The 23,692-nt window shown below is 71.9% G+C and carries 21 protein-coding genes and 1 riboswitch; of the genes, 10 read left to right on the top strand and 11 right to left on the bottom strand.

Annotated elements, in window-relative coordinates:
* Window positions 1–41: 41 nt before the first annotated feature.
* Window positions 42–1,583 (bottom strand): NlpC/P60 family protein, encoded by a 1,542-nt coding sequence (locus ACGGAQ_RS05200; protein ID WP_393045680.1) that lies wholly within the window; start codon window positions 1,581–1,583, stop codon window positions 42–44.
* A gap of 237 nt (window positions 1,584–1,820) precedes the next feature.
* Between ACGGAQ_RS05200 and mqnE the strand changes: the two genes are divergently transcribed.
* From mqnE to ACGGAQ_RS05185, 3 genes are all read left to right on the top strand, one after another.
* Entirely contained in the window at window positions 1,821–2,990 is a 1,170-nt protein-coding gene (gene mqnE, locus ACGGAQ_RS05195; RefSeq protein WP_393044765.1) for an aminofutalosine synthase MqnE, read from the top strand.
* A gap of 23 nt (window positions 2,991–3,013) precedes the next feature.
* Window positions 3,014–3,451, top strand: coding sequence for a hypothetical protein (locus ACGGAQ_RS05190; RefSeq protein WP_393044763.1), 438 nt, complete (start codon window positions 3,014–3,016; stop codon window positions 3,449–3,451).
* 63 nt (window positions 3,452–3,514) lie between these two features.
* Window positions 3,515–3,790 carry a DUF4229 domain-containing protein gene (locus ACGGAQ_RS05185; RefSeq protein WP_393044761.1) on the top strand — a complete coding sequence of 92 codons (276 nt, stop codon included), beginning with the start codon at window positions 3,515–3,517 and terminating at the stop codon, window positions 3,788–3,790.
* A 108-nt stretch (window positions 3,791–3,898) separates the two neighbouring features.
* Here the strand turns inward: ACGGAQ_RS05185 and ACGGAQ_RS05180 are convergent, their stop codons facing one another.
* Entirely contained in the window at window positions 3,899–5,236 is a 1,338-nt protein-coding gene (locus ACGGAQ_RS05180) for a C39 family peptidase (protein WP_393044759.1), read from the bottom strand.
* Window positions 5,237–5,448: 212 nt separating this feature from the next.
* On the opposite strand from ACGGAQ_RS05180, the gene ACGGAQ_RS05175 reads away from it, so the two are divergent.
* From ACGGAQ_RS05175 to ACGGAQ_RS05160, 4 genes are all read left to right on the top strand, one after another.
* A complete protein-coding gene (locus ACGGAQ_RS05175) occupies window positions 5,449–7,326 on the top strand; it encodes a M14 family zinc carboxypeptidase (protein ID WP_393044757.1) in 1,878 nt (625 codons plus the stop codon).
* 147 nt (window positions 7,327–7,473) lie between these two features.
* Window positions 7,474–7,616: riboswitch (adenosylcobalamin (AdoCbl) riboswitch) on the top strand.
* A 62-nt stretch (window positions 7,617–7,678) separates the two neighbouring features.
* Window positions 7,679–8,608, top strand: a complete 930-nt coding sequence (locus tag ACGGAQ_RS05170; protein ID WP_393044755.1) for an ABC transporter substrate-binding protein — start codon at window positions 7,679–7,681, stop codon at window positions 8,606–8,608.
* A gap of 94 nt (window positions 8,609–8,702) precedes the next feature.
* Window positions 8,703–9,797 (top strand): FecCD family ABC transporter permease, encoded by a 1,095-nt coding sequence (locus ACGGAQ_RS05165; RefSeq protein ID WP_393045677.1) that lies wholly within the window; start codon window positions 8,703–8,705, stop codon window positions 9,795–9,797.
* Window positions 9,794–10,624 carry an ABC transporter ATP-binding protein gene (locus ACGGAQ_RS05160; protein ID WP_393044753.1) on the top strand — a complete coding sequence of 277 codons (831 nt, stop codon included), beginning with the start codon at window positions 9,794–9,796 and terminating at the stop codon, window positions 10,622–10,624. The genes ACGGAQ_RS05165 and ACGGAQ_RS05160 overlap by 4 nt, the downstream gene beginning before the upstream one ends.
* Window positions 10,625–10,633: 9 nt before the next feature.
* Here the strand turns inward: ACGGAQ_RS05160 and ACGGAQ_RS05155 are convergent, their stop codons facing one another.
* From ACGGAQ_RS05155 to ACGGAQ_RS05125, 7 genes are all read right to left on the bottom strand, one after another.
* The gene (locus tag ACGGAQ_RS05155) at window positions 10,634–11,395 is read right to left on the bottom strand and encodes a VOC family protein (protein ID WP_393044751.1); all 762 of its coding nucleotides are present in this window, start codon (window positions 11,393–11,395) and stop codon (window positions 10,634–10,636) included.
* A gap of 94 nt (window positions 11,396–11,489) precedes the next feature.
* Window positions 11,490–12,227, bottom strand: a complete 738-nt coding sequence (locus ACGGAQ_RS05150) for an ABC transporter permease (RefSeq protein WP_393044749.1) — start codon at window positions 12,225–12,227, stop codon at window positions 11,490–11,492.
* An 11-nt stretch (window positions 12,228–12,238) separates the two neighbouring features.
* Window positions 12,239–13,195, bottom strand: coding sequence for an ABC transporter ATP-binding protein (locus ACGGAQ_RS05145; RefSeq protein ID WP_393044748.1), 957 nt, complete (start codon window positions 13,193–13,195; stop codon window positions 12,239–12,241).
* Window positions 13,192–13,518 (bottom strand): transcriptional regulator, encoded by a 327-nt coding sequence (locus ACGGAQ_RS05140; RefSeq protein WP_393044746.1) that lies wholly within the window; start codon window positions 13,516–13,518, stop codon window positions 13,192–13,194. Before ACGGAQ_RS05140 ends, ACGGAQ_RS05145 begins: the two co-directional genes overlap by 4 nt.
* A complete protein-coding gene (locus ACGGAQ_RS05135) occupies window positions 13,515–14,153 on the bottom strand; it encodes a transporter (protein ID WP_393044744.1) in 639 nt (212 codons plus the stop codon). Before ACGGAQ_RS05135 ends, ACGGAQ_RS05140 begins: the two co-directional genes overlap by 4 nt.
* 117 nt (window positions 14,154–14,270) lie before the next feature.
* Entirely contained in the window at window positions 14,271–16,382 is a 2,112-nt protein-coding gene (locus ACGGAQ_RS05130) for a HelD family protein (RefSeq protein ID WP_393044742.1), read from the bottom strand.
* A gap of 526 nt (window positions 16,383–16,908) precedes the next feature.
* Window positions 16,909–18,159, bottom strand: a complete 1,251-nt coding sequence (locus ACGGAQ_RS05125; RefSeq protein WP_393044740.1) for a DUF222 domain-containing protein — start codon at window positions 18,157–18,159, stop codon at window positions 16,909–16,911.
* A 194-nt stretch (window positions 18,160–18,353) separates the two neighbouring features.
* Here ACGGAQ_RS05125 and ACGGAQ_RS05120 point away from each other — a divergent pair, with 194 nt between their 5' ends.
* From ACGGAQ_RS05120 to ACGGAQ_RS05110, 3 genes are read left to right on the top strand one after another with little or no spacing between them, the layout of a single operon-like run.
* Window positions 18,354–18,935, top strand: coding sequence for an ArsR/SmtB family transcription factor (locus ACGGAQ_RS05120; RefSeq protein WP_393044738.1), 582 nt, complete (start codon window positions 18,354–18,356; stop codon window positions 18,933–18,935).
* Window positions 18,936–18,978: 43 nt separating this feature from the next.
* Window positions 18,979–20,406 (top strand): MFS transporter, encoded by a 1,428-nt coding sequence (locus tag ACGGAQ_RS05115; protein WP_393044736.1) that lies wholly within the window; start codon window positions 18,979–18,981, stop codon window positions 20,404–20,406.
* Between the two features lie 26 nt (window positions 20,407–20,432).
* Complete coding sequence (locus ACGGAQ_RS05110) at window positions 20,433–21,284, top strand: menaquinone biosynthetic enzyme MqnA/MqnD family protein (RefSeq protein ID WP_393044735.1); 852 nt, start codon at window positions 20,433–20,435, stop codon at window positions 21,282–21,284.
* Window positions 21,285–21,393: 109 nt separating this feature from the next.
* Here the strand turns inward: ACGGAQ_RS05110 and ACGGAQ_RS05105 are convergent, their stop codons facing one another.
* Window positions 21,394–22,356 (bottom strand): hypothetical protein, encoded by a 963-nt coding sequence (locus ACGGAQ_RS05105; RefSeq protein WP_393044733.1) that lies wholly within the window; start codon window positions 22,354–22,356, stop codon window positions 21,394–21,396.
* Window positions 22,356–23,345: a hypothetical protein gene (locus ACGGAQ_RS05100; protein WP_393044732.1), complete on the bottom strand. Its 990-nt coding sequence runs from the start codon at window positions 23,343–23,345 to the stop codon at window positions 22,356–22,358. The genes ACGGAQ_RS05105 and ACGGAQ_RS05100 overlap by 1 nt, the downstream gene beginning before the upstream one ends.
* Window positions 23,346–23,692: the final 347 nt, after the last annotated feature.

Here is a 23,692-nt window from a genome sequence, read left to right as displayed (position 1 = left end):
ACAGATCGCCCCGAGCGGACAGCCGGAGCCCGTGTGGCGGCTCAGCCAGCGGTGCTCGGGCTGTTCGTCGGGCCGTCGCTGGACGTCCCGCTCCGGCTGGTGGACGGTGTGGCGGCCGCGGAGGCTGATGCGCTGGCCGGTGCCGTGGTGGGTGGCGGCGGCGGGGTCGACGGCGTGTTCGTCGGGCTGCCCGTCGGGGTCGGCGTGCTGCTGCCGGTCGGCTTCGGGGTCGGGGTGCCGGTGGGCTTGGGGGTGGCCGATCCGGTCGGCTTGGGCGTCGGCTTGGTGGTCGGCGTCGGCTTCGCGGTGGGGGTCGGCTTGGTGGGCGGGGTCGGCTTGGTGGTGGGGGGCGGCGGAAGGGGCACGTTCGGAGTCGGCACTGCCCCGATCACCCGGGTCGCGGCGTAGAGCCGGGACCAGCCGACCACCGAGATCTTGACCACGTCGCCGGTCGTGGGCGCCTGCACCATCTTGCCGTTACCGATGTACATGCCGACGTGGTGGATCGTGGTCCAGCTGCTGCCGGAGGCGAAGAAGAGCAGGTCGCCGGGGAGCAGTGCGCTCTGCGGCACGGTGCGGGAACGGGTGGCCGCGTACTGGTCGCGGGAGACCCGGGGCAGGTCGAAGTAGTCGGCGCCCGGGGACCGGTACGCCGCCCACATCAGACCGGAGCAGTCGAACTCGTCCGGCCCTTCCTCCGACCACCTGTACGGGTCGCCGAGCTGGGCGAGCGCGTACCGGACTGCGGCCAGCGCCCGCGGGTGCGCGGACATCCCGCTGCTGCTCTGGCCGGCGACGTAGCCCGCGCCCAGCTGCTGCTCGGTGGCCTCCTGCTGACGCTCGATCTCGATCAGCTGCGCGGCGTTGTCCTTGCGCAGTTTGAGCAGGCTGGCCTCGGCGGTGCGCAGCGCCTTCTCGCCGGTGGCGAACTCGGCCTCGGCGGCGTCGACGGCGGCCTTGGCCGTGGTGTGCGCCTGGTAGGCGGTCTGCTCGTTGGCGCGAGCCCGGGACAGCTCGCCGGCCACGGCGGTGGTGGCGCCCTCGACCTTCTCGCCACGGTTGATCCGCTGGAGTCGGCTCAACCCCTGGAGGTCGTCGGCGAAGTCACCGGGCGGCAGGGCGGCGGCTGCCTTGACCGCGTCCGAGGCGGCGGCGTCGGCTGCCTGCTGGGCGCGCAGGAGAGCGTCCTGCGTGGTCGCCAGCACCTTGCCGGCGGCGGCGAGCTGGGCCTGCGCGTCGGTGCGTTTCTGTCGGGTCAGCAGGAGTTGGTCGCCGAGCAGACCGACCTGGCTCTCGGCGGCGGCGATCTGGGCGGCCAGCGGGCCGGCGCCGATGTTGGCCACCGGCGGGGCGGGGATGCCGGCGACGGGCGGGCTGCCAGGCACCTGCGGCGCGCCGATCGACGGCGGGCGGGCGCCGGTGTCCGGCACCGTCGGGGGCACGGCGGGCTCGGCGTACGCGGGAGTGGCCAGCACGGCGGCGGCGATCGCGCCGAGCAGGGCTGCCCAGAGCTTCGGGCGCAGCACCGGCGAGATCACCGGGCTCCGTCGTCGCTGCCGTCGCCCGCGCCCGCTGTCGACCATTCCACTCCCCGTCCGGTGCTCGGCGCCGCGCTCGGTGGGCACGGCCGTCGGGACGGTACCAGTGTGTGAGTTCCGCCCCACCTTGTCTTACCGCACGACGGCAGTGATGTCGATGCATCGGTGGGTTACGGGAGGCTGAGAGTCCGGTGAAGTGGATCGCTGCCGCCGACCGTGCCGCCGGGGCCACCGGAACGCCGACGTACCCTCGGGAGGGACCGCAGGTGGAAGGGACGTGCCATGGACGCCGGACTCAAGCGTGAGCTCGAAGCGAAGGTGTACGCCGGTGAGCGGCTGAGCCGTGAGGACGGCATCGCCCTCTACGACAGCGACGACCTGACCTGGTTGGGGCGGCTGGCGCACCACAAGCGCACCGAGCTCAACGGCGAACGGGTGATGTTCAACGTCAACCGTCACCTCAACCTCACGAACGTGTGCTCGGCGTCGTGTGCGTACTGCTCGTTCCAGCGCAAGCCGGGCGAGAAGGACGCGTACACGATGCGCATCGACGAGGCGGTCCGCAAGGCCAAGGAAATGGAGGACGAGCAGCTCACCGAGCTGCACATCGTCAACGGCCTGCACCCGACGCTGCCGTGGCGCTACTACCCGAAGGTGCTACGCGAGCTGAAGGCGGCGCTGCCGAACGTCAAGCTCAAGTGCTTCACAGCGACCGAGGTCCAGTGGTTCGAGAAGATCAGCGGCCTGAGCGCCGACGAGATCCTCGACGAGCTGATGGACGCCGGCCTGGAGTCGCTGACCGGCGGTGGCGCGGAGATCTTCGACTGGGAGGTCCGGCAGCACATCGTCGACCACGCCTGCCACTGGGAGGACTGGTCGCGGATCCACCGGCTGGCCCACTCGAAGGGTATGAAGACCCCATCGACGATGCTCTACGGCCACATCGAGGAGCCCCGGCACCGCGTCGACCACGTGCTGCGGCTGCGCGAGTTGCAGGACGAGACCGGCGGCTTCGCGGTCTTCATCCCGCTGCGCTACCAGCACGACTTCGTGGACTCGGCGGACGGCAAGATCCGTAACCGGATCCAGGCGCGCACCACGATGGCCTCGCCTGCCGAGTCGCTGAAGACGTTCGCCGTGTCCCGGCTGCTCTTCGACAACGTGCCGCACCTGAAGAACTTCTGGGTGATGCACGGTCTCTCGGTGGCCCAGCTCTCGCTGAACTTCGGTGTGGACGACCTGGACGGCTCGGTGGTCGAATACAAGATCACCCACGACGCCGACTCGTACGGCACCCCGAACACCATGCACCGCGACGACCTGCTGCACCTGATCTGGGATGCCGGGTTCCAGCCGGTCGAGCGGGACACCCGCTACAACGTGGTCCGGGAGTACGACAAGGCGCCGTCGCTGTCCGAGCGCCGCGCCGAGCCGCAGCAGGTCTGGGCCTGAGGCACCACGTACCCTCGCAGTCGATGACCGAGCAGCGCGGAGCCGAGCAGCAGGGCGGGTTTCCCCGGCGGGACGCCGAGGGACGCGTGCGTACCCTGGGCGACCTGCTCGGGGTGTGCCTGGCCGGCCTGGTCATCGGCGTGCTGGCGCTCGTGCTGTTCGAGTGGGCGTTCGCCTCGTTCGGCGCTGGCGACTTCGGCCACACCAACGGATGGCTGGCCGTGATCCTGCCGGCCTGGCTGTTCTGGGACGACTTCCGGGCCTGGGATTTCGGCGCGGCCCGGGTGGTGGCGGCGTTCGTCGCGCTGGCGGTCGCGGTGCTCGTGGGGCTGGTGGTCGCCGGGCTGGCTGCCGGGTTCCCGGCGTTGCTGTCCGGCGCGTTGGGGGCGCTGGCGTTCACCGTGGCGTACGCGCTGGTGTGGTTCCGCGGCGTCCGTTGGCTGGCCCGCCGGACCGGCTGACCCCGACCAGGTTGACTCTTCCGCCGGCACCGGCGGCTGACGGAGAGAACGGAAGTGGTGCAGGTGAGCGCGGCGGTCAAGTACACGCTGGGCCGGATCGGGCTGTTCGTCGCCGTGCTGGCGGGTCTCTGGCTGGTCGACATGAACGTGTTCCTGAAGCTGATGCTGGCGCTGGTCTTCTCCGCCGCGCTCTCCTTCTTCCTGTTGCGCGGCTGGCGCGACGAGATGGCCGAGGAGATGGCCGCCGCCGCCGAGCGCCGCCGCACCGAGAAGGAACGCCTCCGCGCGGCCCTGGCCGGCGACGACGACCAGCCCGACGAGCCTGAGCGGAAGCCGTAGGGCCGGAACGCCGCCCCACCGCCGTGATCAAGAGGTTGCGTCACCAGGACGGCTTCCGGTGACGCAAACCTCTTGATCAACACCGTTCCAGCGCAACCCCCGCTGGGCCTACCAGTTGGTGGAGCCGGGGACCTTGGGCCAGGGCTTCGCGGTGGGCTTGATGAGGTACGCGATGCCGCCCGAGCCGCCGGAGACTCCGCCGCTGGCGTTGGTGCGCTTGGTTCGCAGCCAGATCTGCTCGAACTGCGCCCGCTTGTAGACGTTGCGCACGACGTCGTTGCTGGACGACGCGGGGTCGTTGACGATGACGTCACCGTCAGCGGTGAAGCCGACCACCACGAACAGGTGCCCGGAGGTGCCGTAGTTCGCCCCGTCCAGCTCGCTGGCCAGGAAGGACTGGCTGGTCACCACGGGGATGCCGGCGGCGATGAAGCGTTCCAGCTCGTCCAGCGAGTGCAGCCGGGTGACCCGCCCCTCCAGTCCCGGGAAGCTGGCCGCGTACGCGGTGTTGAACGGCCAGTTGCCGGCGCCGTCGTACGCGTAGTCGTAGGTCATCCGGGCGGCGTGGTTGACCGTCGGGTCGGGGTAGGTCGGGTCCACCCAGGAGGTGTCGGCCTCCGACGGCTTGCGCCCCCAGTACTCGACGACCATCTCGGTGGAGGTGGGCGAGCACCACGCCTCACCGCCGCCGTCGTACTCGGGGTAGTGCCCCTTGTGGACGTTCTGCGAGTAGCGCGGCACCGGCAGCTCGACACCCCAGGCGATGTGCCCGGCGCTCGGCGGCACGGTGAACCGGTCCGGCACCGTGGAACTCATCGCGCCGAGCATCCGCACCACCGGCGCGGCGGTCTGCCCCGGCGCCCGGTAGAGGGTCAGCCGCAGCTGGTACGACCGCAGCAGCACCCCGGCGTCGGCGTCGTCGATGCTGAAGGTGTCCGTCCAGATGGTCGACCAGGGGTCACCCTGCTTGTTGACGCTGGTCCGCTTGATGTCGGTGTCGCCGGAGGCCCAGCGGCCCATGACGTACCACGGGGTCTGGTCGCCGCTGGTGTAGCTGCCCTGCATCTCCACCTGGATCCAGGTGCCGGCGGGGGTCTCGGCGTTCCAGGAGGCGATCAGCTCGGTCGCGTCGAAGCCGATCTGGGTCACCGGCGAGGTCCAGGTGCCGTACTCCCAGGAGCGGGTGGTGCCGGTGTGCGGGTCGGCGTACTCGATGGTGCCGGCCGGGCGGGCCAGGGTGACGCCCGCTCGCGGGCCGGGCACGACGCGGGTGCCGTCCCGGCTGCCCCGGTGCCAGTCGGCGGGGCCGGACCAGTCCTGGAAGGTGATCTGCTCGTCGTGGGTGGGGGCCGGCGGCCGGGCCGCCGTCGCGGGGGCTGCGGTGGCGAGCAGGGTGAGCGCGCTGACGCCGGCGAGGGCGGCCGCGTGCAGGCGGGAGGAGGCCATGGGTGCTCCGCGGTGTCGAGTGGGGGCATCGTCGCTGGTCAGTGTTCCGCTTGGAGGGAAGTTTCGCCAGATGTTCGACTACAGAAAATCTTTGCCGCAGCGATGGTCAACCTGGGATGCATCAGGCAACGATCAATATTGATATGACCATGTGACTGATGGTGAAGTGTGCTTCACCGAGCGGGACACCCCGCCCTCCGAGGAGGTAGTCCATGACCCTGGGCAGACCCCACCCTCTCCGTCGCCTCCTGGTGCTCGCCGTCGTCACCGGGCTGGGAATCGTCACCGTCGCCGCCGGACCGGTCGCCGCGAAACCGGCACCGGACCGCACCGCAGAGTCGGCCGCCGCCGGCTACCGGGTGCTCGGGCCCCGGACCCTCGCCGACCGCAACGCGGTGGCCCGCACCGGCGCCGCCATCGACTACTCCGAACACGGCGTCCTGCACGTCTCGGCCACCGCCGGCGAGGCCGCCGCCATCGGCAAGCTCGGCTTCCGGCTGGAACCGCTCGCCCCGCCACCGAACGCCGAACGCGGCGCCGGTGAGATGGGCACGCTGGCGTTCCCGCCCGCCGACTCCAACTACCACGACTACGCGGAACTGACCGCCGTCGTGAACCAGGCCGTCGCCGACCACCCGGCCATCGCCCGCAAGATCAGCATTGGTACGTCGTACGAGGGCCGCGACCTGATGGCCGTGAAGATCTCCGACAACGTCGGCACCGACGAGAACGAGCCGGAGATCCTGTTCAACGCACAGCAGCACGCCCGCGAGCACCTGACCGTCGAGATGGCGATCTACCTGCTCAACCTCTTCACGGACAGCTACGGCAGCGACTCCCGGATCACCAACATCGTCAACAGCCGGGAGATCTGGATCGTGCCGACGGTCAACCCGGACGGCAGCGAGTACGACATCGCCACCGGGTCGTACCGGTCCTGGCGCAAGAACCGCCAGCCCAACAGCGGCTCGTCAAACGTCGGCACCGACCTGAACCGCAACTGGTCCTACCAGTGGGGCTGCTGCGGCGGCTCGTCCGGCACCACCTCGTCGGAGACCTACCGTGGCCCGTCCGCGTTCTCCGCACCCGAGACGCAGGCGCTGCGCAACTTCGTCAACAGTCGCGTCGTCGGTGGCGCCCAGCAGATCAAGGCGAACATCGACTTCCACACGTACTCGCAGCTCGTGCTCTGGCCCTTCGGCTACACCACCGCGAACAACCCGTCCGGGATGAGCGCGGACCAGTACAACACCTTCGCCACCATCGGCCAGCAGATGGCGGCCACCAACAGCTACACGCCGGAGCAGTCCAGCGACCTCTACATCGCCGACGGCACCAGCATCGACTGGATGTGGGCCACCCACAACATCTGGGCGTACACCTTCGAGATGTACCCCGGCTCCTCCTCCGGCGGCGGTTTCTACCCACCCGACGAGGTCATCCCCGCGCAGACCTCCCGCAACCGCGAGGCCGTGCTAATGCTCAGCGAGTACGCCGACTGCCCGTACCGGGCCATCGGCAAGCAGGCGCAATACTGCGGCGGCGGTGGCGGCACCACTGTCTGGTCGGACACCTTCGAGACCGCCACCGGCTGGACCATCAACCCGTCCGGCACCGACACCGCGACGCTCGGAGCGTTCGAGGTGGGCGCGGCCCAGGCCACCACGTCCTCCGGCGCGAAGCAGCTCACCCCGTACGCCGGATCCAACGACCTGGTCACCGGCCGGCTCGCCGGCTCGGCGGCGGGTGACTACGACGTCGACGGCGGCGTGACCAGCGCCCGGTCCCCGGCGGTGACCCTGCCGTCGTCCGGCACGCTGACCCTCTCGCTGGCCTGGTACCTGGCGCACGGGTCGAACGCCTCGTCGGCCGACTACCTGCGGGTGAGCGTGGTGCACAACGGCGGCACCACGGCCCTGCTCACCCAGACCGGCGCGGCCGCCAACCGCAACGGGACCTGGGCGGTGGCGAACCTCAACCTCACCCCGTACGCCGGCCAGTCGGTCCGCATCCTCGTCGAGGCGGCGGACGCCTCCGGGGCCAGCCTGGTGGAGGCGGCTGTGGACAACGTCACCATCACGTCCTCCTGATCGGGTGGGGCCCCGCTCCGCCCCCGGCGGGGCCCCACCACCCGTTCCCGAGACTCCCGATCCGGGACATATGCCGCCCCGTGACCACGATCCAGATCGACGAGTATTGATCAACACTTGATCGATCCGGCACGTCCTGGCGGTGCGATACCGTCTTATCGACCACTCCGCAGCGAAGCCGGTGTGAAACCGGCGCTGTCCCGCAACTGTGATGCCCCGCCCCGACGGCGGGGACGAGCCAGGTCGCCTGCGGAGGGGTCGCGACACGCGCTCTCGAGGAAGGGCGCCTCGTGGGCGGGCGTACGAGTCCTGTCGGCGAAGCACCACACTCCTCGACCGACAGGAGGCCCCCATGTCCAGACGTACCCCTCGGCTTTTCGCCGCGACCCTCGCGGTCGCCGCGCTCGCCCTCGGCGCCTGCGCCGAGAAGACCGACGACAAGCCGAGCGCGGGCACCGCCGCCGCCAGCTACCCGGTGACGGTCGGCGCGCTCACCCTCGACAAGCGTCCCGAGAAGATCGTGTCGCTCTCGGCCACCGCCACCGAGATGCTCTTCGCGATCGGCGCGGGCCCGCAGGTGAGCGCGGTCGACGACCAGTCCAACTACCCGGCCGACGCGCCCAAGACCGACCTGTCCGGCTTCCAGCCCAACGCCGAGGCGATCGCCGGCAAGAACCCTGACCTGGTGGTGCTCTCCAACGACATCAACAAGATCGTCGACCAGCTCGGCAAGCTGAAGATCCCGGTGTACGTGACCCCGGCCGCCACGACGCTTGACGACTCGTACCGGCAGATCACCGAGCTGGGCACCCTGACCGGGCACGCAGACCAGGCCGCCGCCGTCGCCACCGGGATGAAGGACGACATCGCGAAGCTGGTCAAGGACCTGCCGCAGCGTGCCGAGAAGCTCACCTACTACCACGAGCTGGGCCCGGAGCTGTACAGCGCGACCAGCAAGACCTTCATCGGCTCGCTCTACAGCCAGGTCGGCCTCGTCAACATCGCCGACCCGGCCGACGCGGGCGGTAAGAGCGGCGGCTACCCGCAGCTCTCCCAGGAGTTCATCGTCAAGGCCGACCCGGACTTCGTCTTCCTGGCCGACACCAAGTGCTGCCAGCAGAACGGCGACTCGGTCAAGGCCCGCAGCGGCTGGGCCGGCCTCACCGCCGTGAAGAACAACCAGGTGGTCACGCTGGACGACGATGTCGCCTCCCGCTGGGGCCCGCGGATCGTGGACCTGCTCCGGGTGATCATCGACGCGGTCGCCAAGGTGCCCGCGTGACCGACGTCCGTCGGTGACCGGGACGCCACCGGTGGTCACCCCGACCCCCGCCACCCCGCCGGCCGGGACGCCCTCCGCGTCCCGGCCCGGTGGGCTGCCAGCTGCGGGGTCCCGGTCTGATGGGCTGCCCTCTGCCGGGGCGCGGCCGGCCGGGGTGCGCAAACGCTGGTTGGTCGCCGGCGTCCTCGCGGTGCTCGTCGCGCTCCTCGCCGGGGTGTCGCTCGGGCCGGTCAGCCTGCCGCCGGGCAGCGTCGCCGCCGAGTTGCTCAACCTGATCCCCGGGGTGCACCTCGACAGCGGGCTGACCGAGCGGGAAATCGCCATCGTCACCGAACTGCGGCTGCCCCGGGTCGTGCTGGGCCTCCTCGTCGGCGGTCTGCTCGCCCTGGCCGGCGGCTGCTACCAGGGTGTGTTCCGCAATCCGCTGGCCGACCCGTACCTGCTCGGCGTGGCCGCCGGCGCGGGCCTCGCGGTCACCGCGGTGATCGCCCTCGGCGGCGTCGGTCGGCAGGGCGCGATCTCCGGGCTGCCGTTGACCATCCCACTGGCCGCGTTCGCGGGCTCACTGCTCGCCGTGACGATGACCTACCTGCTCGGCGCGGCCGGCGGGCGGAGCAGGTCCCCGGCGATGCTGATCCTGGCCGGCGTCGCGGTCTCCGCGTTCCTGTCCGCCGGGCAGACGTACCTGCTCCAGCGGCACTCCGACAGCATCCAGCCGGTCTACTCCTGGCTGCTCGGCCGGCTGGCCACCGCTGGCTGGCACGACGTGCTGCTGGTGCTGCCGTACGCCGCCCTGACCACCGTGGTGGTGCTGCTGCACCGCCGCGAGCTGGACGTCCTCGCGGTCGGCGACGACGAGGCGAGGAGCCTCGGCCTGCACCCGCAGCGCACCCGTTACCTGCTGATCGCCGCCGCGTCGCTGGGCACCGCCGCAGCGGTCTCCGCGACGGGGCTCATCGGCTTCGTCGGCATCATCGTGCCGCACACCGTCCGGCTGCTCGCCGGGTCGAGCTACCGGGTGATCCTGCCGCTGTCACTGCTGTTCGGGGGCGCTTTCCTGGCCCTGACCGACGTGGTGGCCCGGACCGCCGCCGCCCCGGCCGAGGTGCCCATCGGCGTGGTCACCGCACTGCTCGGCGGCCCGTTCTTCGTCCTCGTGCTGCGGACCGCCCGACGGGTGCTCACGTGAGCCCCGAGCCCGGACCGGCGAGCGGGTCCGCTCCCCGGCAGGCCGAAGCGCCGGCCGTCGAGGTGCGGGGGTTGCACGTCAGTCTGGGCGGCACGCCGATCCTCGCCGGCGTCGACCTCACCGTCGCGGCCGGCGAGTGGGTCACCGTGATCGGCCCGAACGGCGCCGGCAAATCCACCCTGCTGCGCGCCGTCGGCGGCCTGCTGCCCGCGCCGGAGGCCATCACCCTGTTCGGTACGCCGAGCACCGCACTGCGCCGCCGCGACCGCGCCCGGGTGGTGGCGACGGTGACGCAGTCCCCGGTGGTGCCGCCCGGCATGTCGGTGCTGGACTACGTGCTGCTCGGCCGCACCCCCTACATCCCGACGCTGGGTCGCGAGTCGACCGCGGACGTCGCCGCTGTGCACGAGGTGCTGGACCGCCTGGACCTGACCGGCTTTCACCGCCGCGAGCTGGCGACCCTCTCCGGGGGTGAACGACAGCGGGTCTTCCTCGCCCGCGCGCTCGCCCAGGGCGCGACGCTGCTGCTGCTCGACGAGCCGACCAGCGCGCTGGACATCGGTCACCAGCAGGAGGTTCTGGAGCTGGTCGACCAGTTGCGTCGCGCGCACGGCCTGACGGTGCTCGCCACCATGCACGATCTCTCCCTGGCCGGCGAGTACGCGGACCGGATGGTGATGCTGGCCGACGGTCAGGTGGTGGCGACCGGGACGCCACACGAGGTGCTGACCGAAGATCTCCTCGCCACCCACTACCGGGCCAGCGTCCGGGTGGTCCCCGGCACCAACGGCCCGCTGGTGGTCCCCATCCGCCCCCGCCCGGCCTGACCCCCGCCGTCACCCCAGGTCGATGACCGAGAAGAGTGCTCCCTGGGGGTCGCGCAGGGCGGCGAACCGGCCGGTCGGGATGTCGCGGGGTGGCACGAGGATGGTTCCGCCCAGTTCGGCGGCGCGGGCGGCGGCGGCGTCCGCGTCGGTCACCGCGAAGTACACCGTCCAGTACGCCGGGAGGTCGGCCGGGTAGCCCTCGCCCAGCGGCGGCATCATGCCGGCGACGATCTGCGCGCCGAGCCGCCATCCGGTGTACGTCATGCCGCCGACCGCCTGCTCGTCCGGCTGCCACCCGAACACCAACTCGTAGAAGACCTTCGCCCCGTCCGGGTCGGGGGTGACCAGTTCGTTCCAGCTCATCGCGCCGGGCACGTTGAACACCTCGGCGCCGGGCATCGTCAGGGGCTGCCAGACGCTGAACGTGGCGCCCGCTGGGTCGGCGAACACCGCCATCCGGCCCCGGTCGAAGACCTCGAACGGCGGCACCACGACCTGCCCGCCCGCGCGTTCGACCCGGCCGGCGACCAGTTCCGCGTCGTCGGTGGCGACGTACGTCGACCAGATCGGCACCTGGTCGGGAATGGCCGGCGGGCCGACACCGGCCACCGGCCGGCCGTCGAGCAGGAAGACTGTGTAGCCGCCCGCCTCGGGCTCCGGTGTCACCCGTCCGGTCCAGCCGAACAGTTCGGGGTAGAAGCGCCGCGCGTCGGTCAGGTCCGGGGTGGCCAGGTCGGCCCAGCACGGCGTACCCGGCGGGACGGTGCTCACGTCAAGACCCCTCTCGGCCGGCGGCCACGGGCGGCCCCCCTGCCGGAATCCTGGCACCGTCCCGCTGTGGCACGGGGCGAAAACGTGCGAATCGTCAGCTGAACCGGCGACCCTCGTCCCGTCGGTACGCCCAGGCCGCGAGGGAGGCGAGCAGCACGACCCAGACGCCGAGCATGATCAGCGCCAGCGGCTCGACCGGGTAGTCGCCGACCGCCGACCACATGAGTTCGGCCGCGCCCCGGGTGGGCAGGAACGGCGCGATCGTCTCGATGAATCCGGGCGCGTCTCCCGGCGCGGAGAGCAGCCCGCCGCCGAACGCGAGCGGCAGGAAGACGACCTGCGCCACCACGATCGCCGCCTTGCTGGGCAGCGAGTAGCCGATGGCGAGCCCCATCAGCGTGAACGGCACCGAGATGACGGCCACCGTGACGGCGGTCAGCAGGAACGCCAGCGGGGTGACCCGGGCCGGGGTCAGCGTCGCGCCGATCACCACGACCGGGATCAGCGAGAGGTAGGTCAGCGCGAGGCCGGCCAGCACCCGGCCCGCGAAGCGGGGCGCGGGTCCGGCCGGCAGGGTCCGGGTGTACGGGTTCCACGGCTGGTCGCGGTCCTCGGCGACGCCGACGCCGTACTGGAAGATGTTGGCGCTCATCACCGAGAAGGTGACCATCGACGCGGTGGCGAAGGTGGCGCCGACCGCGTCGTCGCCGGTGAACGGCACCACGAAGAAGATCATGGCGGCGGCGGGGAAGAAGGCGCTGCCGAAGACGGCCACCGGGATCCGGATGATCTCCAGAAGTTGGTAGCGGGCGTGGACCAGGGCGAGCGGCACGGTGCGCCTCCTCAGACGGTGGTGGGTCGGCCGCCGGCAGCGGCGGTGGTGGCGGGGTCGTCGGGGGTGGACTGCGCGGCGACGTGGGCCTGCTCCTGGGTGCCCGTCCCGCTGGTGATGGCGAGGAACGCCTCCTCCAGCGAGGTGGGCCGCACCTCCAGGTCGGTGAACGCCGCTCGGGAGCCGACCAGCGCCCGGACCAGTTCGTCGGCGTCGGTGGTGAGCAGGTGCAGGCGTCCGTCGATCCGTTCGGCGCGTACGACGCCGGGCAGTTCGGGCAACTCGTCGGCGACCAGGCTGACCCGGCGTACGCCGACGATGCCGCGGACGGCCTCGACGGTGTCGTCGGCGAGCACCCGGCCCTGCCCGATCACCACCACGCGGTGGGCGAGCGCCTCCACCTCCTCCAGGTAGTGGCTGCTCAGCAGGACGGTTCCGCCGTCGGTGTGGAACGCGCGGATCGCGTCCCACAGGGTGTGCCGGGCCTCGACGTCCAGACCGGTGGTCGGTTCGTCGAGCAGCACGAGCCGGGGCCGGCCGACGAACGCCAGCGCCACGGCCAGCCGGCGACGCTGGCCGCCGGAGAGCCCGCCGGTCTGGCGCCGGGCGAGGTCGCCCAGGCCGAAGCGGTCGAGCAGCTCACCCCGGGGCACCGGGTCGGGGTAGTGCGCGGAGACGAAGTCGACGACCTCGCCGACGCGCAGCGTGCCCGGCAGGCCGGTCTCCTGCGGGGTGACGCCGATCTGGCGTCGGGACGCCGGGTCGCGGGGGTCGCGGCCGAACAACTCGACGCGGCCCGAACTGGGTCGACGCAGACCGACCAGCAGGTTCATCAGGGTGCTCTTGCCGGCGCCGTTGGGACCGAGCAGGCCGACGAGCTCGCCGGCCCGGACCTCCAGGTCGACGCGGTCGAGGGCGAGGACGTCGCCGTACCGGCGGCTGGCCTGGTCGGCGCGGGCGAGGGTCATGACTGCTCCTTCGACGGGGTGGGGCCGAGCTGGCCGGGATCGAGCAGGGTGCGGATGGCTTCGGTGTACTCCTCGAACGCCAGCCGGCCCCGCCGGCTCAGCCGGATCAGGGTGGCCGGGGTACGTCCACGATGGGTCTTGCTGATCTCGACGTACCCGGCGTCCTCCAGCTTGCGCAGGTGGACGGAGAGGTTGCCGGCGGTCATCGCGAGCAGTTCCTGGAGGCGTGGGAAGGTGATCCGGTCCCCGTCTCCGAGCGCGGAGAGCGCGGCGACGACCCGCAGTCGCGCCTGGGCGTGGATGACCGGGTCGAGGTCGGTCATGACCGCCGTCGCTGTCGCAGCCGGGCGATGGTTCCGGCGATCAGGATCCCGACCCCGCCGGCCACCGAGACGACAAGCGCGTGCCAACCCGGCCCGGCGATCGCGCCGGCCACGTTGATCACGCTGATCCAGACGCCCAGCCGGAACAGGTTCCGGTCCAGCCAGATCGCGCCGCCCGCCATGTGCAACGCTCCCGTCAGCCCGACGGCGGCAGCGGACCAGAGCAGCGCCGCCAGATCGTGCGGCAGGTGATCCGAGACCCGGCCGACCGCCGCGTACACGCTCACCGAGCCGAGGGCCCAGGCCCATCCGTACCAGCGGCCGCGCCGGGCCGAGTCCCCGGTCACCTGGCCGTACGCCCGTGCGCCAGCCACGGCCTGGATCGCGCCGGCGGCCACCAGCAGGGCGAAGAGCGCGGTCAGGGGCAGCCAATCGGGCAACCGGACCAGCACCCGGTCGCCCGGGGAGTAGCGCAGGAAGAACAGCCCGAAGCCGACCAGCCAGGCCACGCCCCACGGCCAGTAGAGCAGCCGGGCGTCGGGTTCCAGCCGGGAGACCGTGGCCGCCCGCTGGTCACGGATCAGTTGGAGGGCCGTCGCGGCGTCGGCGGGGGGTCGATCATCGTCCTGTTCCACGCAAACAACTTTACGGCGCAAACCTGAAGTCGTGTGCCCCGCTCGGTGGCGGGTACCCGACAGCGGCGCGGCAAGCTGGCCGTGGGCTGCGGCGAACGCCGCCGGGGACAGCGCCGCCTACCGCGCTGCCGACTCCAGTGGCGCGGCCTGCGACGGCGTCTGCGGCGGCGCGGGCAACAGTGGCGCGGGCAGCGGTTCGCGGTGCAGCACCGAGAGGCGGGACACCGCGCGGGTGAGCACCACGTACAGCCGGTGCAGCCCGCGTGGTTCGGCCGCGACGATCGCGGCCGGCTCGACCACCACCACGTGGTCGTACTCCAGACCCTTCACCAGCGTCGCGGGCACCACGGTGACCCGCTCCGCGGCGGCGACGTCGTCGGCGGTCGCGGTGGCGACGCCCGCGGCGGCCAGCGCCCCGCGCAGCTCGTCGACCGCGTCGTCCGCGGCGATCACACCGACCGAACCGTCGTGCGCGAGCGCCGCCCGCACCTCGGCCACCGTCTCGGCGGTCAGATCGGCCACGGTACGCACATCCAGGCCGCCGTCGTGACGCAGCGACTCGGCCGGCGGTACGTCCACTGCCAGCGCCGGCAGCAGCAGGTTGGCGAACGCGACCACCGCGGCGGGCACCCGGAAACCGACAGTCAGTGGAACCACCACGGCATCCGGCTTGCCCAGGTGGGTCAGAGACTCCCGCCAGTCGGTCGCCGCCCACGGCGCGGTGCCCTGCGCGAGGTCACCGAGCAAGGTGACCGAGCCGTGCTCACTGCGCCGGGCGATGGCCCGACACTGCATGGGGGAGAGATCCTGAGCCTCGTCCACCACCACGTGCCCGAATCCGGAGGGGCGCTCCAGCAGCCCGGCAGCCTCGTCGACCAGCACCGCGTCGGCGGCGGTCCAGCGGGCGGCCTTCGGCGTACGGGCCGGCTTCGCCCAGACCAGCAGCGCCTGCTCGGCGTCGCTGAGCAACCCGTCCGCCGCGGCGGCGAGTCGGGCCGGATCGGAGAGCAGACCGTGCACCAGCCCTTCCGGGGTGAGCGCCGGCCAGACCGCGTCCAGGAAGTCCACCACCGGCCGGCACCGGCTCATCCGGCGCAGCCACGCGTCGCCCGGCGACTCCGCTCGCCGTGCCTCGGCCTGCCGTTGCAGCAGACTCACCACGCGTGCCCGGACCCGCTCCCGGCCGGTGCCGTACGGCAGCCCTTCGCGACGGGTCTCCTCGACGATCCGGTGCAGCGGCTCCAGCCCGATCCGCCATCGGAACGAGCCGTCCGACACGGTGATCGAGTCGGTCGGCGTACCGATCTGTGTCTGCACCGCGCGCCGCAGGACGCTCGCCATCCGCGCGTCGTGCTTCAGCGCGGCCACGGCCGGCGCCTCCACCGCCCGCACCGGCACCCGGGAGATCAGCTCCTCCACGGTGGCCTGCTCGACCTCGACCTCACCGAGCGCCGGCAGCACCGCCGCGATGTACGACAGGAACGCCCGGTTCGGGCCCACGATCAGCACACCGGCCCGCCGCAGCCGCTCCCGGTGCAGATAGAGCAGGTACGCGGCCCGGTGCAGGCCGACCGCCGTCTTGCCGGTGCCTGGCGCCCCCTGCACGCAGATCGAGTCGGCGAGGTCGGCCCGGACCAGCTCGTCCTGCTCCGGCTGAATCGTGGCGACGATGTCGCGCATCGGCCCGACGCGCGGTCGCTCGATCTCGGAGGTGAGAATCCGACTGGACGTGCCCAGCTCCTCGCCCCGGTCCAGCCGCTCATCCTCGAAACTGGTCAGGACCCCGTTGCTGAACCCGAACCGCCGCCGGACCGCCACTCCCTGCGGGTCGCGCGCGCTGGCCCGGTAGAACGACCGGGAGACCGGCGCCCGCCAGTCCAGCACCAGCGGCTCGCCGTGCTCGTCGGTGACATGCCGCCGCCCCACGTGATACCGCCGACCGTCATGGTCCCCGCTGCTGCTGCCGCTGCCGCTCGGGGTTCCACCGAAGTCGAGGCGGCCGAAGAACAGCGGCGTCGTGGGGTCGTCGGCCAGCTCGGCCACGCGGCGGGCCAGCGTACGGCCGAGCATCTCCGCCGCGTACGGGTCGCCGGCCACCTGGTCACCGGTCGAGAAGAGGGCTTCGGCCCGCTCCCGCATCCGGCGGAGCGCCGCGCGCGAGGTGGCCAGATGGGCGCGTTCGGCGACCAGATCCGTGTCGGGGTGGGTGTCCAGGTCAGGTGCGGGCATGCTGACGTCCCATCGTTCACATCTGCTGCGCGCTCGCGTGTCCGGTGGCGGATGGCCGCCCGCCCGGCGCGGTGACGTCCGTTCCGGTGCAGCTCACCTCGGCCGTCAAGCGGGCTGCAACCCTACGCCGTCCCGAAGACCCCTTCCACCGAATTACCGATCGGACCACCCGTTCGCGCTGGCGCGGCGCATGACGACGTAGCGCCGGGCGCGCACCGCGACCCGAGGTCATCGCCTGCGGCCCTGGTGTTGCGGGGGCAGTACGTCGCGGGCGGGCCTGAGGGTCGGTGTTAGGTGGTCCGGCTGGGGCGGGACCAGCCTGGGTCGGCTGGTGTTGGGCGGGCAGGGAAGGCCGACGCGGGCCGGGCGAGATGGGCCGACCTGGGCTGGGCCACGATGGGCTGACCTGGGCCGGTCCGGAGGGACTGGCCGGTGCGTCGGGGCGGCTGGGGTAGGCGACGGCGATCCGGTCGCTGGGCTCGGTCGCTGGGCTAAGCCGGTTCGCGATGGGTGAGCCTCGCTGGACTCAGCAGCGCCGGTGGTAGAGGTTGCGACGGGGGGTGCCGAGTGGGTCCATCCAGTCGGGCGGGAGAAATTCGGGCCTGCCGTCCGCTGCGATGCGGACGGTCCAGTCATCCTGGTGAAGGAGTCGGTGATGGTGGCCGCACAGCAGGACCGCGTTGCTCAGCGTCGTCGTGCCGCCGTCGGCCCAGTGGCGGACGTGGTGACCATCGCACCATCGCGGCGGCCGGTCGCAGCCGGGGAAGGCGCAGCCACCGTCGCGCAGCACCAACGCGCGCCGCAGGGGACCGGTGAAGAGCCGGCGCTGACGCCCGACGTCCAGGATCTGGCTGTTGCCACCCAACACGACCGGCAGCACGGCGGAGTCGTAGGCCAGGCGGCGGACCGCGCCCGGCGTGAGGCGTGCGCCGGTCTCCAGGGTGCCCGCGCCCACGTCGTTGACCAGCGCATCGAGCGACATGGTGACCACCAGTTGCGGCCGATCTCCGCCGTTGTCGGGCAGGTGGCCGGTGCGCAGTGCCAGCCGGCAGATCTCGCCGAGTGCGTCCGCCCGGCGTTGTCCGGGACTGCGGTCGTCGTGCTCGCCGGCTCGGGCGCAGAGCGGATCGATGGCCTCGCGCAGCAGGCTCGCGGTCTCGGTGTCGAGGTTTCCGGTGAGGCGGACCTGCCCGTCCTTCGGCTCGGAGAGGGTGACGTGCCGGCGAGCCTCCGCCCGTTGGGTGGCCCGGTCGAGGGCGGCCAGCTCGGCCTGGTCGGCCAGATCCGGCGCGACGTGCGTGAGGACGCGCTCCCCGAGGCGACTCAGGATGGTCGGATCGAAGCGATCCGCCCAGGAGATCAACAGCTCGGTGGCCTTGTCTGTCACCTCCGGCCCGGCCGCGACCGGCAGGGCCGCGACCGTCTCCGCGACCACCCGGCCCTGCTCCACGGTGAGGCTGCCGTCGAGCAGGGCGTCGCGCACCGTCGGCGGGGCGGCGTCGATGGTGGCGGCGAGCTGGACCATCTGCCGGGCCGACCGGCCGGAGAGCCGCAGCCGCTCCCGCAGCCAGACGGCGGTGGACGATGCTCCCTGGGCGACGGCGAGACCACGCGCGTCCAGCTCGCGCACCAGAGCGAGCTGGACGGTCGCCAGACGCTGCGTCACCACGTGCGCCGCATCGAGGGACGCGAGCAGCTCATCGTCGGGAAGGGCCCACAGCGCGGCTTCGGCGCAGTGGTCGACAGCATTCGCCGCCTGCGTCAACGCCCTCAACATGGAACGACAGTAGAACACCTGTACGACACTTTCGCCGTCGATCGGGCCGACTCTGCGGCCGTTCATCCGCCAGGGCGGCGGTGGTGGACGCAGCTGCTTCGTCGTGCAGCCGGGGCCGGATGCGGTCCACGGTCGCGGCGGCGCGGAACGCCGGGCTGATGGCGAGCCGGTCGGACGGCCAGGATCATGGGGGCATGACCGAGGCCCGTCCCGAGCCGCGTCGGAAGACGATCAGCGATCCGCAGGTGATGCGGGCGCTGGCCCATCCGGCCCGGATCGCGATCATCGAGTACCTGAGTAGCCGCGAGGGTGGCGGAACCGCCACCGAGTGCGCGGAAATCGCCGGGCTGTCGCCGAGCGCCACCAGCTATCACCTGCGGGCGCTGGCGAAGTTCGGCCTGGTCGAGCAGGCGCCCAGCCGGGGCGACGCGCGCGAGCGGGTGTGGCGTACGCCGGGGATCAGCTGGCTGGTCGACGCGGGCCGCGAGGCTGGTCCGGAGGCGCGCGCGGCCGAGCAGGCGCTGGTGGAGGCGCATGCCGCTCGTGCGATGGAGCGGACCCGGGACTGGTTGCGGCGCGCCGGTGATGAGCCCGCCGAGTGGTACGACGTGGCGCTGTTCAACGACACGCTGCTGCTGCTCACGGCAGACGAGTTGGCCGATCTGAACGAGGCGGTCATGGCGCTGCTCAGGCCGTACCACCCTCGACGGCGCACCGCCGCGCCGCCTGGTGCTCGTTCCGTCGCCGTTCAGTACCGGACGGTGCCGCTGGCGTAGCCGGGGGTTGTGTCGATCAGTTGTGAAGGATTATTTTCGAAGTATGTCCTTCACAACTGAGCCCTCGCGCTGGTCGGACGTGTGGCTCGCCAGCGCGGCCCGCGGCACCACGATCGGTGGCGACTTTCTCGCCGCCACCGCGCTCGCGCTGGCACTGCAGGGCGCGGGTGCCGGAGGACTGGCCGTCTCGGGCCTGCTGCTCGCGGCCACTCTGCCCCTGGTGGTGCTGGCCCCGCTCGCCGGACGGCTCGCCGATCGGGTGGACAGTCGTACCCTGCTGGTGACCATCGGGTCGGCGCAGGCCGCGATCTGCGTGCTACTCGCCGTCGCCGACGACCCGATAGTGGTCGTGGTCCTCGTCGCGCTGCTCGCCTGCGGGCTCGCGGTCACCCAGCCCTGCCTGGCGGCGCTGCTGCCTGCGATGGTCCGCCCGGCCGACCTGCCCCGCGCCAGCGCGATCAGCCAGACCGCCGTCTCCCTCGGCGCGCTCGGCGGCCCGGTGCTGGCCGGCCTGCTGGTGGGGCAGTTCGGCACCCGCGTACCGCTGCTGGTCGACGCCGCGACCTACCTCGCGCTCGTGGTCGCGGGCCTGCTGCTGCGGACCCGGCGTGGCGGCCGCCGGCCCGCCGCGGACCAGGCCGGCCGTGCGGACCAGGCCGGCCCGGGAGACCAGGTCCGGGCGGGAGGCCAGGGCAGCCGGGGCAATTCGGGTGGTACGGGTCAGGGCTGGCGGCTTCGCCGGGATCCGCTGATGCTTGTCATGGTGGTCAGCACCGCCGTGGTGATCGCGGCGATCGGCGGCATCAACGTGATCGAGGTCTTCTTCATTCGGGAGACGCTGAACGGGTCTGCCACCACGTACGGCCTCGTCGGTGCCGCCTGGATGGCCGGGATGTTGCCCGGCGGCTGGCTGGCGGCGCGGCTCGCGCGCCGGCTCGACGACGACGGTGCGCTGGTCCGCGGAGTGCTGATCACGCTGGCCGGGTGCAGTTCGATGGTGCTGCTGGCCGCGACGGTGCCAGCGGCGGTTCTGCTGGTGCCACTCTGGCTGGTGGCCGGCGCGGCCAACGGCGCGGAGAACGTCTTCGCCAACCTTCTCACCGCTCGCCGCGTGCCGCCGGGGATGCGCGCCCGGGCGTACGCCAGTTACGGCGCGGCCGTGCAGGGCGGCTCGATGGGCGGTTACCTGATCGGCGGCGCTCTGCTCACCGGTGTCGCGCCCCGGCCACTGATCGCGGGGGCCGGAGCGGCCGGGCTCCTGGTGGTGCTGGTGTTCGTGCCGGTCGTCGCCCGGGCGGTACGCAGGCCGGTACGCGAGCAGTCGGCCGGACCGGGGCGTGACACGACTGCCGGACCGGTACGCCCGCAGTCCACCGGCCCCGAGCACGAGCGAACGACCGGGTCGGAGGGTGCGCGACCGGGTGGGACGGATGCGGGGTTGGCCACTCCGGGCCGGCCCGCCGGGCCCTGACCGGAGGCCAGGGATACGGTCGGGTCATGGCTGAGCGCGTCGCACGCCCGCGGGTCGGGCACATCCAGTTCCTGAACTGCCTGCCCATCTACTGGGGGCTGATGCGCTCGGGCACCCTGCTCGACGTGGACCTGCACAAGGACTCGCCGGACCGGCTGAGCGCGGCGCTGGTCGCCGGCGACCTCGACATCGGCCCCATCACGCTGATGGAGTACCTGAAGCACACCGACGAGCTGCTTCTCCTGCCGGACCTGGCGGTGGGCAGCGACGGGCCGGTGCTCTCGGTCAACATGGTCTCCACCCGTCCCCTCGCCGAGCTGGACGGCGCCCGGGTGGCGCTCGGCTCGACCTCGCGGACCGGGGTCATGCTCGCGCAGTTGTTGCTCGCCGAGCGGTACGACGTGCGGCCCGACTACTTCCGCTGCCCTCCGGACCTGACCCAGATGCTGCTGGAAGCCGACGCCGGGGTGCTGATCGGGGACGTGGCGCTTCGGGCCTACCACGAGGCGCCGTTGCGGGGCCTCACCGTGACCGACCTCGGACAGGCCTGGCGGGAGTGGAGCGGGCTGCCGATGGTCTTCGCCGTCTGGGCGGTCCGCCGCGACTTCGCCGCCGCACACCCGGGCCTGGTCAAGGAGGTGCACGAGGCGTTCCTCCGCTCGCGCGACCTCTGCCTCTCGGAGCTGGATCAGGTCGCCGAGGCGGCAGCGCGCTGGGAGGCGTTCGACGCCGCGACGCTGGCCACGTACTTCCGGATCCTGGACTTCTCGCTCGGCGAGCGGCAGGTCGCCGGGCTGCGCGAGTTCGCCCGGCGGGTCGCCGCGCTCGGCGAGGTCCCGGCGCTGCCCGACGGTGGCCCGGAGTTCTTCGCCGGCTGAGCAGCCGGGCCGAGCCGACCGCCGCGCCGAGCCGACCGCCGCGCCGAGCCGACCGCCCGCGCCGAGCCGACCGCCCGCGCCGAGCCGACCGCCAGCGGTCGGCGGGTGATCAGGTGCTGGAGCGCAGCAGTGCCTCGGTGATCTTCTCGCAGTTCTTCATGCCGTAGTCGTAGCCCATGCCGATCGGGTACTTGACCATCACGCCCATCGTCCAGGTGTCTCCGATGGCCAGGCAGTTGATGTGCATCTCCTGCTCCGCGGTCCGGTCGATCCACCCGTTCTTGATGGCGATCTGCTTCTGCTCGGCGGCCGGGAACGCCTTGCGGATGCCGAAGTCACCGGCGCCGCGGACGAGCTTCATCTCGTTGAGCAGCCACTTGGTCCACTTCGGTCCCGCAGCGGTGCCGGTGGCGATGCAGTTGCCCAAGCGGGCGGTGTCGCGGGGGGAGAGGGCCGTGCGGGACCACCCCTTGTCGGGGGCGACGCTGCTGTCGGTCAGCTTGCACATCGACAGCAACCGTCGGATCGAGGCGTCCCGGCCGACCGAGTTGTAGAACTGCTCGGCCCGGGTGTTGTCGCTGTCCCGGATGATCCGGGTGGCGTCGGCGAGCTTCGCGTCGCTCGGCGTCTGGCCGGCGTCGGCGGCGCGACGCAGATAGTCGGCCACGATCCAGGATTTGATCATCGAGGCGGTGGTGCTGGTCTCGCCCATGTTCTTCGAACCGATGATCTTTCCGGTCCGGCGGTCGAGCACGCTCCAGGAATACCAGCCCTGGATGTCGAGGTCGAGGTCCTTGGCCTGGAACGGCAGCGGCTCCAGGGCGGGGCTGGGGCTCGGCGACGGCGGGGACGGCTGACGGGCGCTGCGGTCGGTGGCCGCGCCGGTGGACCGATCGCTGGTCGTCGCCCCGGAGTCACCCCACCTGGCGGCGGCGGCCGACTCGAAGGGCGACCCGGGCAGGAGGCGTAGCGATACCAGCACCAGCCCGATGAGGATGACCGCGACAGCGATCAGGCGCAGCGGCGAGGTCTCGCCCGCACCGCGCCGGTCGGCCCGCCGGTTGCCGGCCATCAGAGCTTTCCGACCGGCTGCTGCGGCACCTTGAGCGCGGCGCCCGGCTGTGGGGTGACAAGTTGGGTGGCCACGCTGGCGCAGACCTGCGCGCCGTAGTCCAGGCCGCTCTTGATCGGGTAACGCAGCATCACCGCGAGACTCCACTTCCCGTTGACGGCGAGGCAGTTGACGTGCCAGTTGCCGTCGTAGTTGATCGCGGTCCACCCGTTCTTGATGCTGACCGGCCCCTGCGCGGTGATCGACTTGGGCAGACCGTTGATGATCCCCCAGCGGCCGCCGCCGGACTTGAGCTTCTGGTCCTTGGCTGCGGTGGTGCCCTTGACCTGGCTCATCTCGCTGAGCACCCACTTCGTCCACTTGGGGCCGGCGGCCTTGCCGTCGGCGATGCAGTCACCGAGCCGGACGGCGTCCCGCGGGGACATGCGGGTGAAGCTCCACCAACCCTCGTACTTCGGGACGTTGCCGCGCTTGGTGTCGGTCAGACCGCAGATGCTGATCGCGCGCTTGACGACCGGCCCGGGTTGTCCGCCGGGCGGCACGGCGTACGAGCCGCCGGCGGCCTTGTAGACCGCGTTGGCCGCGTCGTCGTCGCTGTTGCGGATGGCGAGGCTTGCCGCCTTCTTCAGGTTCGCCGGCGGTTCCCGGTCCTTGAGCTGCCGCAGATAGTCCGAGATGATCCACGCCTTGAGCATCGATTCGGTGGAGCTGGTCGAGGCCATGTTCGACGAGCCGGAGATTTTGCCGGTCTGCCGGTCCATCAGGGCCCACGAGAAGAACTCGCCTTTGAAGCTCACCGACACCCGACCGGCGGCCAGGGTGGGCGGTGGCGGCGGAGTGGGCGCGGGCGCGGCGACACTGGCGCCGCCACCGCCGCCTCCACCACCGCTGTCGTCGGTGGAGAGCCGGGCGTACGCGGTGGGGACCAGCAGGACGCCACCGAGAAGAACCGCCACGATGGCGAACACCATGGTCACGCGAGATCGCATGAGTTGGGTGAGCTCCAGATATCAGGGCCGGGGGGACCGGCTTCGTTGTCCGGGGCGACCGGTGCGTGCGCCGAGGCCGGGGGCGGTGGCCTCTGTGGAGACGGCGTGGGGGCAGCCGATCGTGTGACCGGCAGAAGTCTACGTCCGGACGGGCCGGGCACCAGGGTCTGACACCCGGCAACGTGCGAAATCGGTGGAAAATCCCGCTGCTATGCGGCTTCTGGGAGGTTTCATGTTCTTCCCGTGACCCAAGTCATAGGAGGCGGGGTCACGGCCCGTAGCCAGGAACTGCCCATCGGTGACGGAACGTCATTCGGGTTTCCTGTTACACCCCCTGGTGCATCAAG

Source organism: Micromonospora sp. NPDC047557, from assembly GCF_043205095.1.
GTDB lineage: Bacteria > Actinomycetota > Actinomycetes > Mycobacteriales > Micromonosporaceae > Micromonospora.
The sequence above is the reverse complement of the archived record's forward strand: the minus strand, read 5'-3'. Positions and strand labels throughout refer to the sequence as shown.

Bases quoted from the DNA above. Each gene is read 5' to 3' on its own strand.
- ACGGAQ_RS05200 (WP_393045680.1), bottom strand. From the start codon at position 1,583: ATGGTCGACAGCGGGCGCGGGCGACGGCAGCGACGACGGAGCCCGGTG.
- ACGGAQ_RS05140 (WP_393044746.1), bottom strand. From the start codon at position 13,518: ATGACCGACCTCGACCCGGTCATCCACGCCCAGGCGCGACTGCGGGTC.
- ACGGAQ_RS05180 (WP_393044759.1), bottom strand. From the start codon at position 5,236: ATGGCCTCCTCCCGCCTGCACGCGGCCGCCCTCGCCGGCGTCAGCGCG.
- ACGGAQ_RS05170 (WP_393044755.1), top strand. From the start codon at position 7,679: ATGTCCAGACGTACCCCTCGGCTTTTCGCCGCGACCCTCGCGGTCGCC.
- ACGGAQ_RS05115 (WP_393044736.1), top strand. From the start codon at position 18,979: ATGTCCTTCACAACTGAGCCCTCGCGCTGGTCGGACGTGTGGCTCGCC.
- ACGGAQ_RS05175 (WP_393044757.1), top strand. From the start codon at position 5,449: ATGACCCTGGGCAGACCCCACCCTCTCCGTCGCCTCCTGGTGCTCGCC.
- ACGGAQ_RS05110 (WP_393044735.1), top strand. From the start codon at position 20,433: ATGGCTGAGCGCGTCGCACGCCCGCGGGTCGGGCACATCCAGTTCCTG.
- ACGGAQ_RS05130 (WP_393044742.1), bottom strand. From the start codon at position 16,382: ATGCCCGCACCTGACCTGGACACCCACCCCGACACGGATCTGGTCGCC.
- ACGGAQ_RS05120 (WP_393044738.1), top strand. From the start codon at position 18,354: ATGACCGAGGCCCGTCCCGAGCCGCGTCGGAAGACGATCAGCGATCCG.
- ACGGAQ_RS05125 (WP_393044740.1), bottom strand. From the start codon at position 18,159: ATGTTGAGGGCGTTGACGCAGGCGGCGAATGCTGTCGACCACTGCGCC.
- ACGGAQ_RS05100 (WP_393044732.1), bottom strand. From the start codon at position 23,345: ATGCGATCTCGCGTGACCATGGTGTTCGCCATCGTGGCGGTTCTTCTC.
- ACGGAQ_RS05105 (WP_393044733.1), bottom strand. From the start codon at position 22,356: ATGGCCGGCAACCGGCGGGCCGACCGGCGCGGTGCGGGCGAGACCTCG.
- mqnE (WP_393044765.1), top strand. From the start codon at position 1,821: ATGGACGCCGGACTCAAGCGTGAGCTCGAAGCGAAGGTGTACGCCGGT.
- ACGGAQ_RS05190 (WP_393044763.1), top strand. From the start codon at position 3,014: ATGACCGAGCAGCGCGGAGCCGAGCAGCAGGGCGGGTTTCCCCGGCGG.
- ACGGAQ_RS05145 (WP_393044748.1), bottom strand. From the start codon at position 13,195: ATGACCCTCGCCCGCGCCGACCAGGCCAGCCGCCGGTACGGCGACGTC.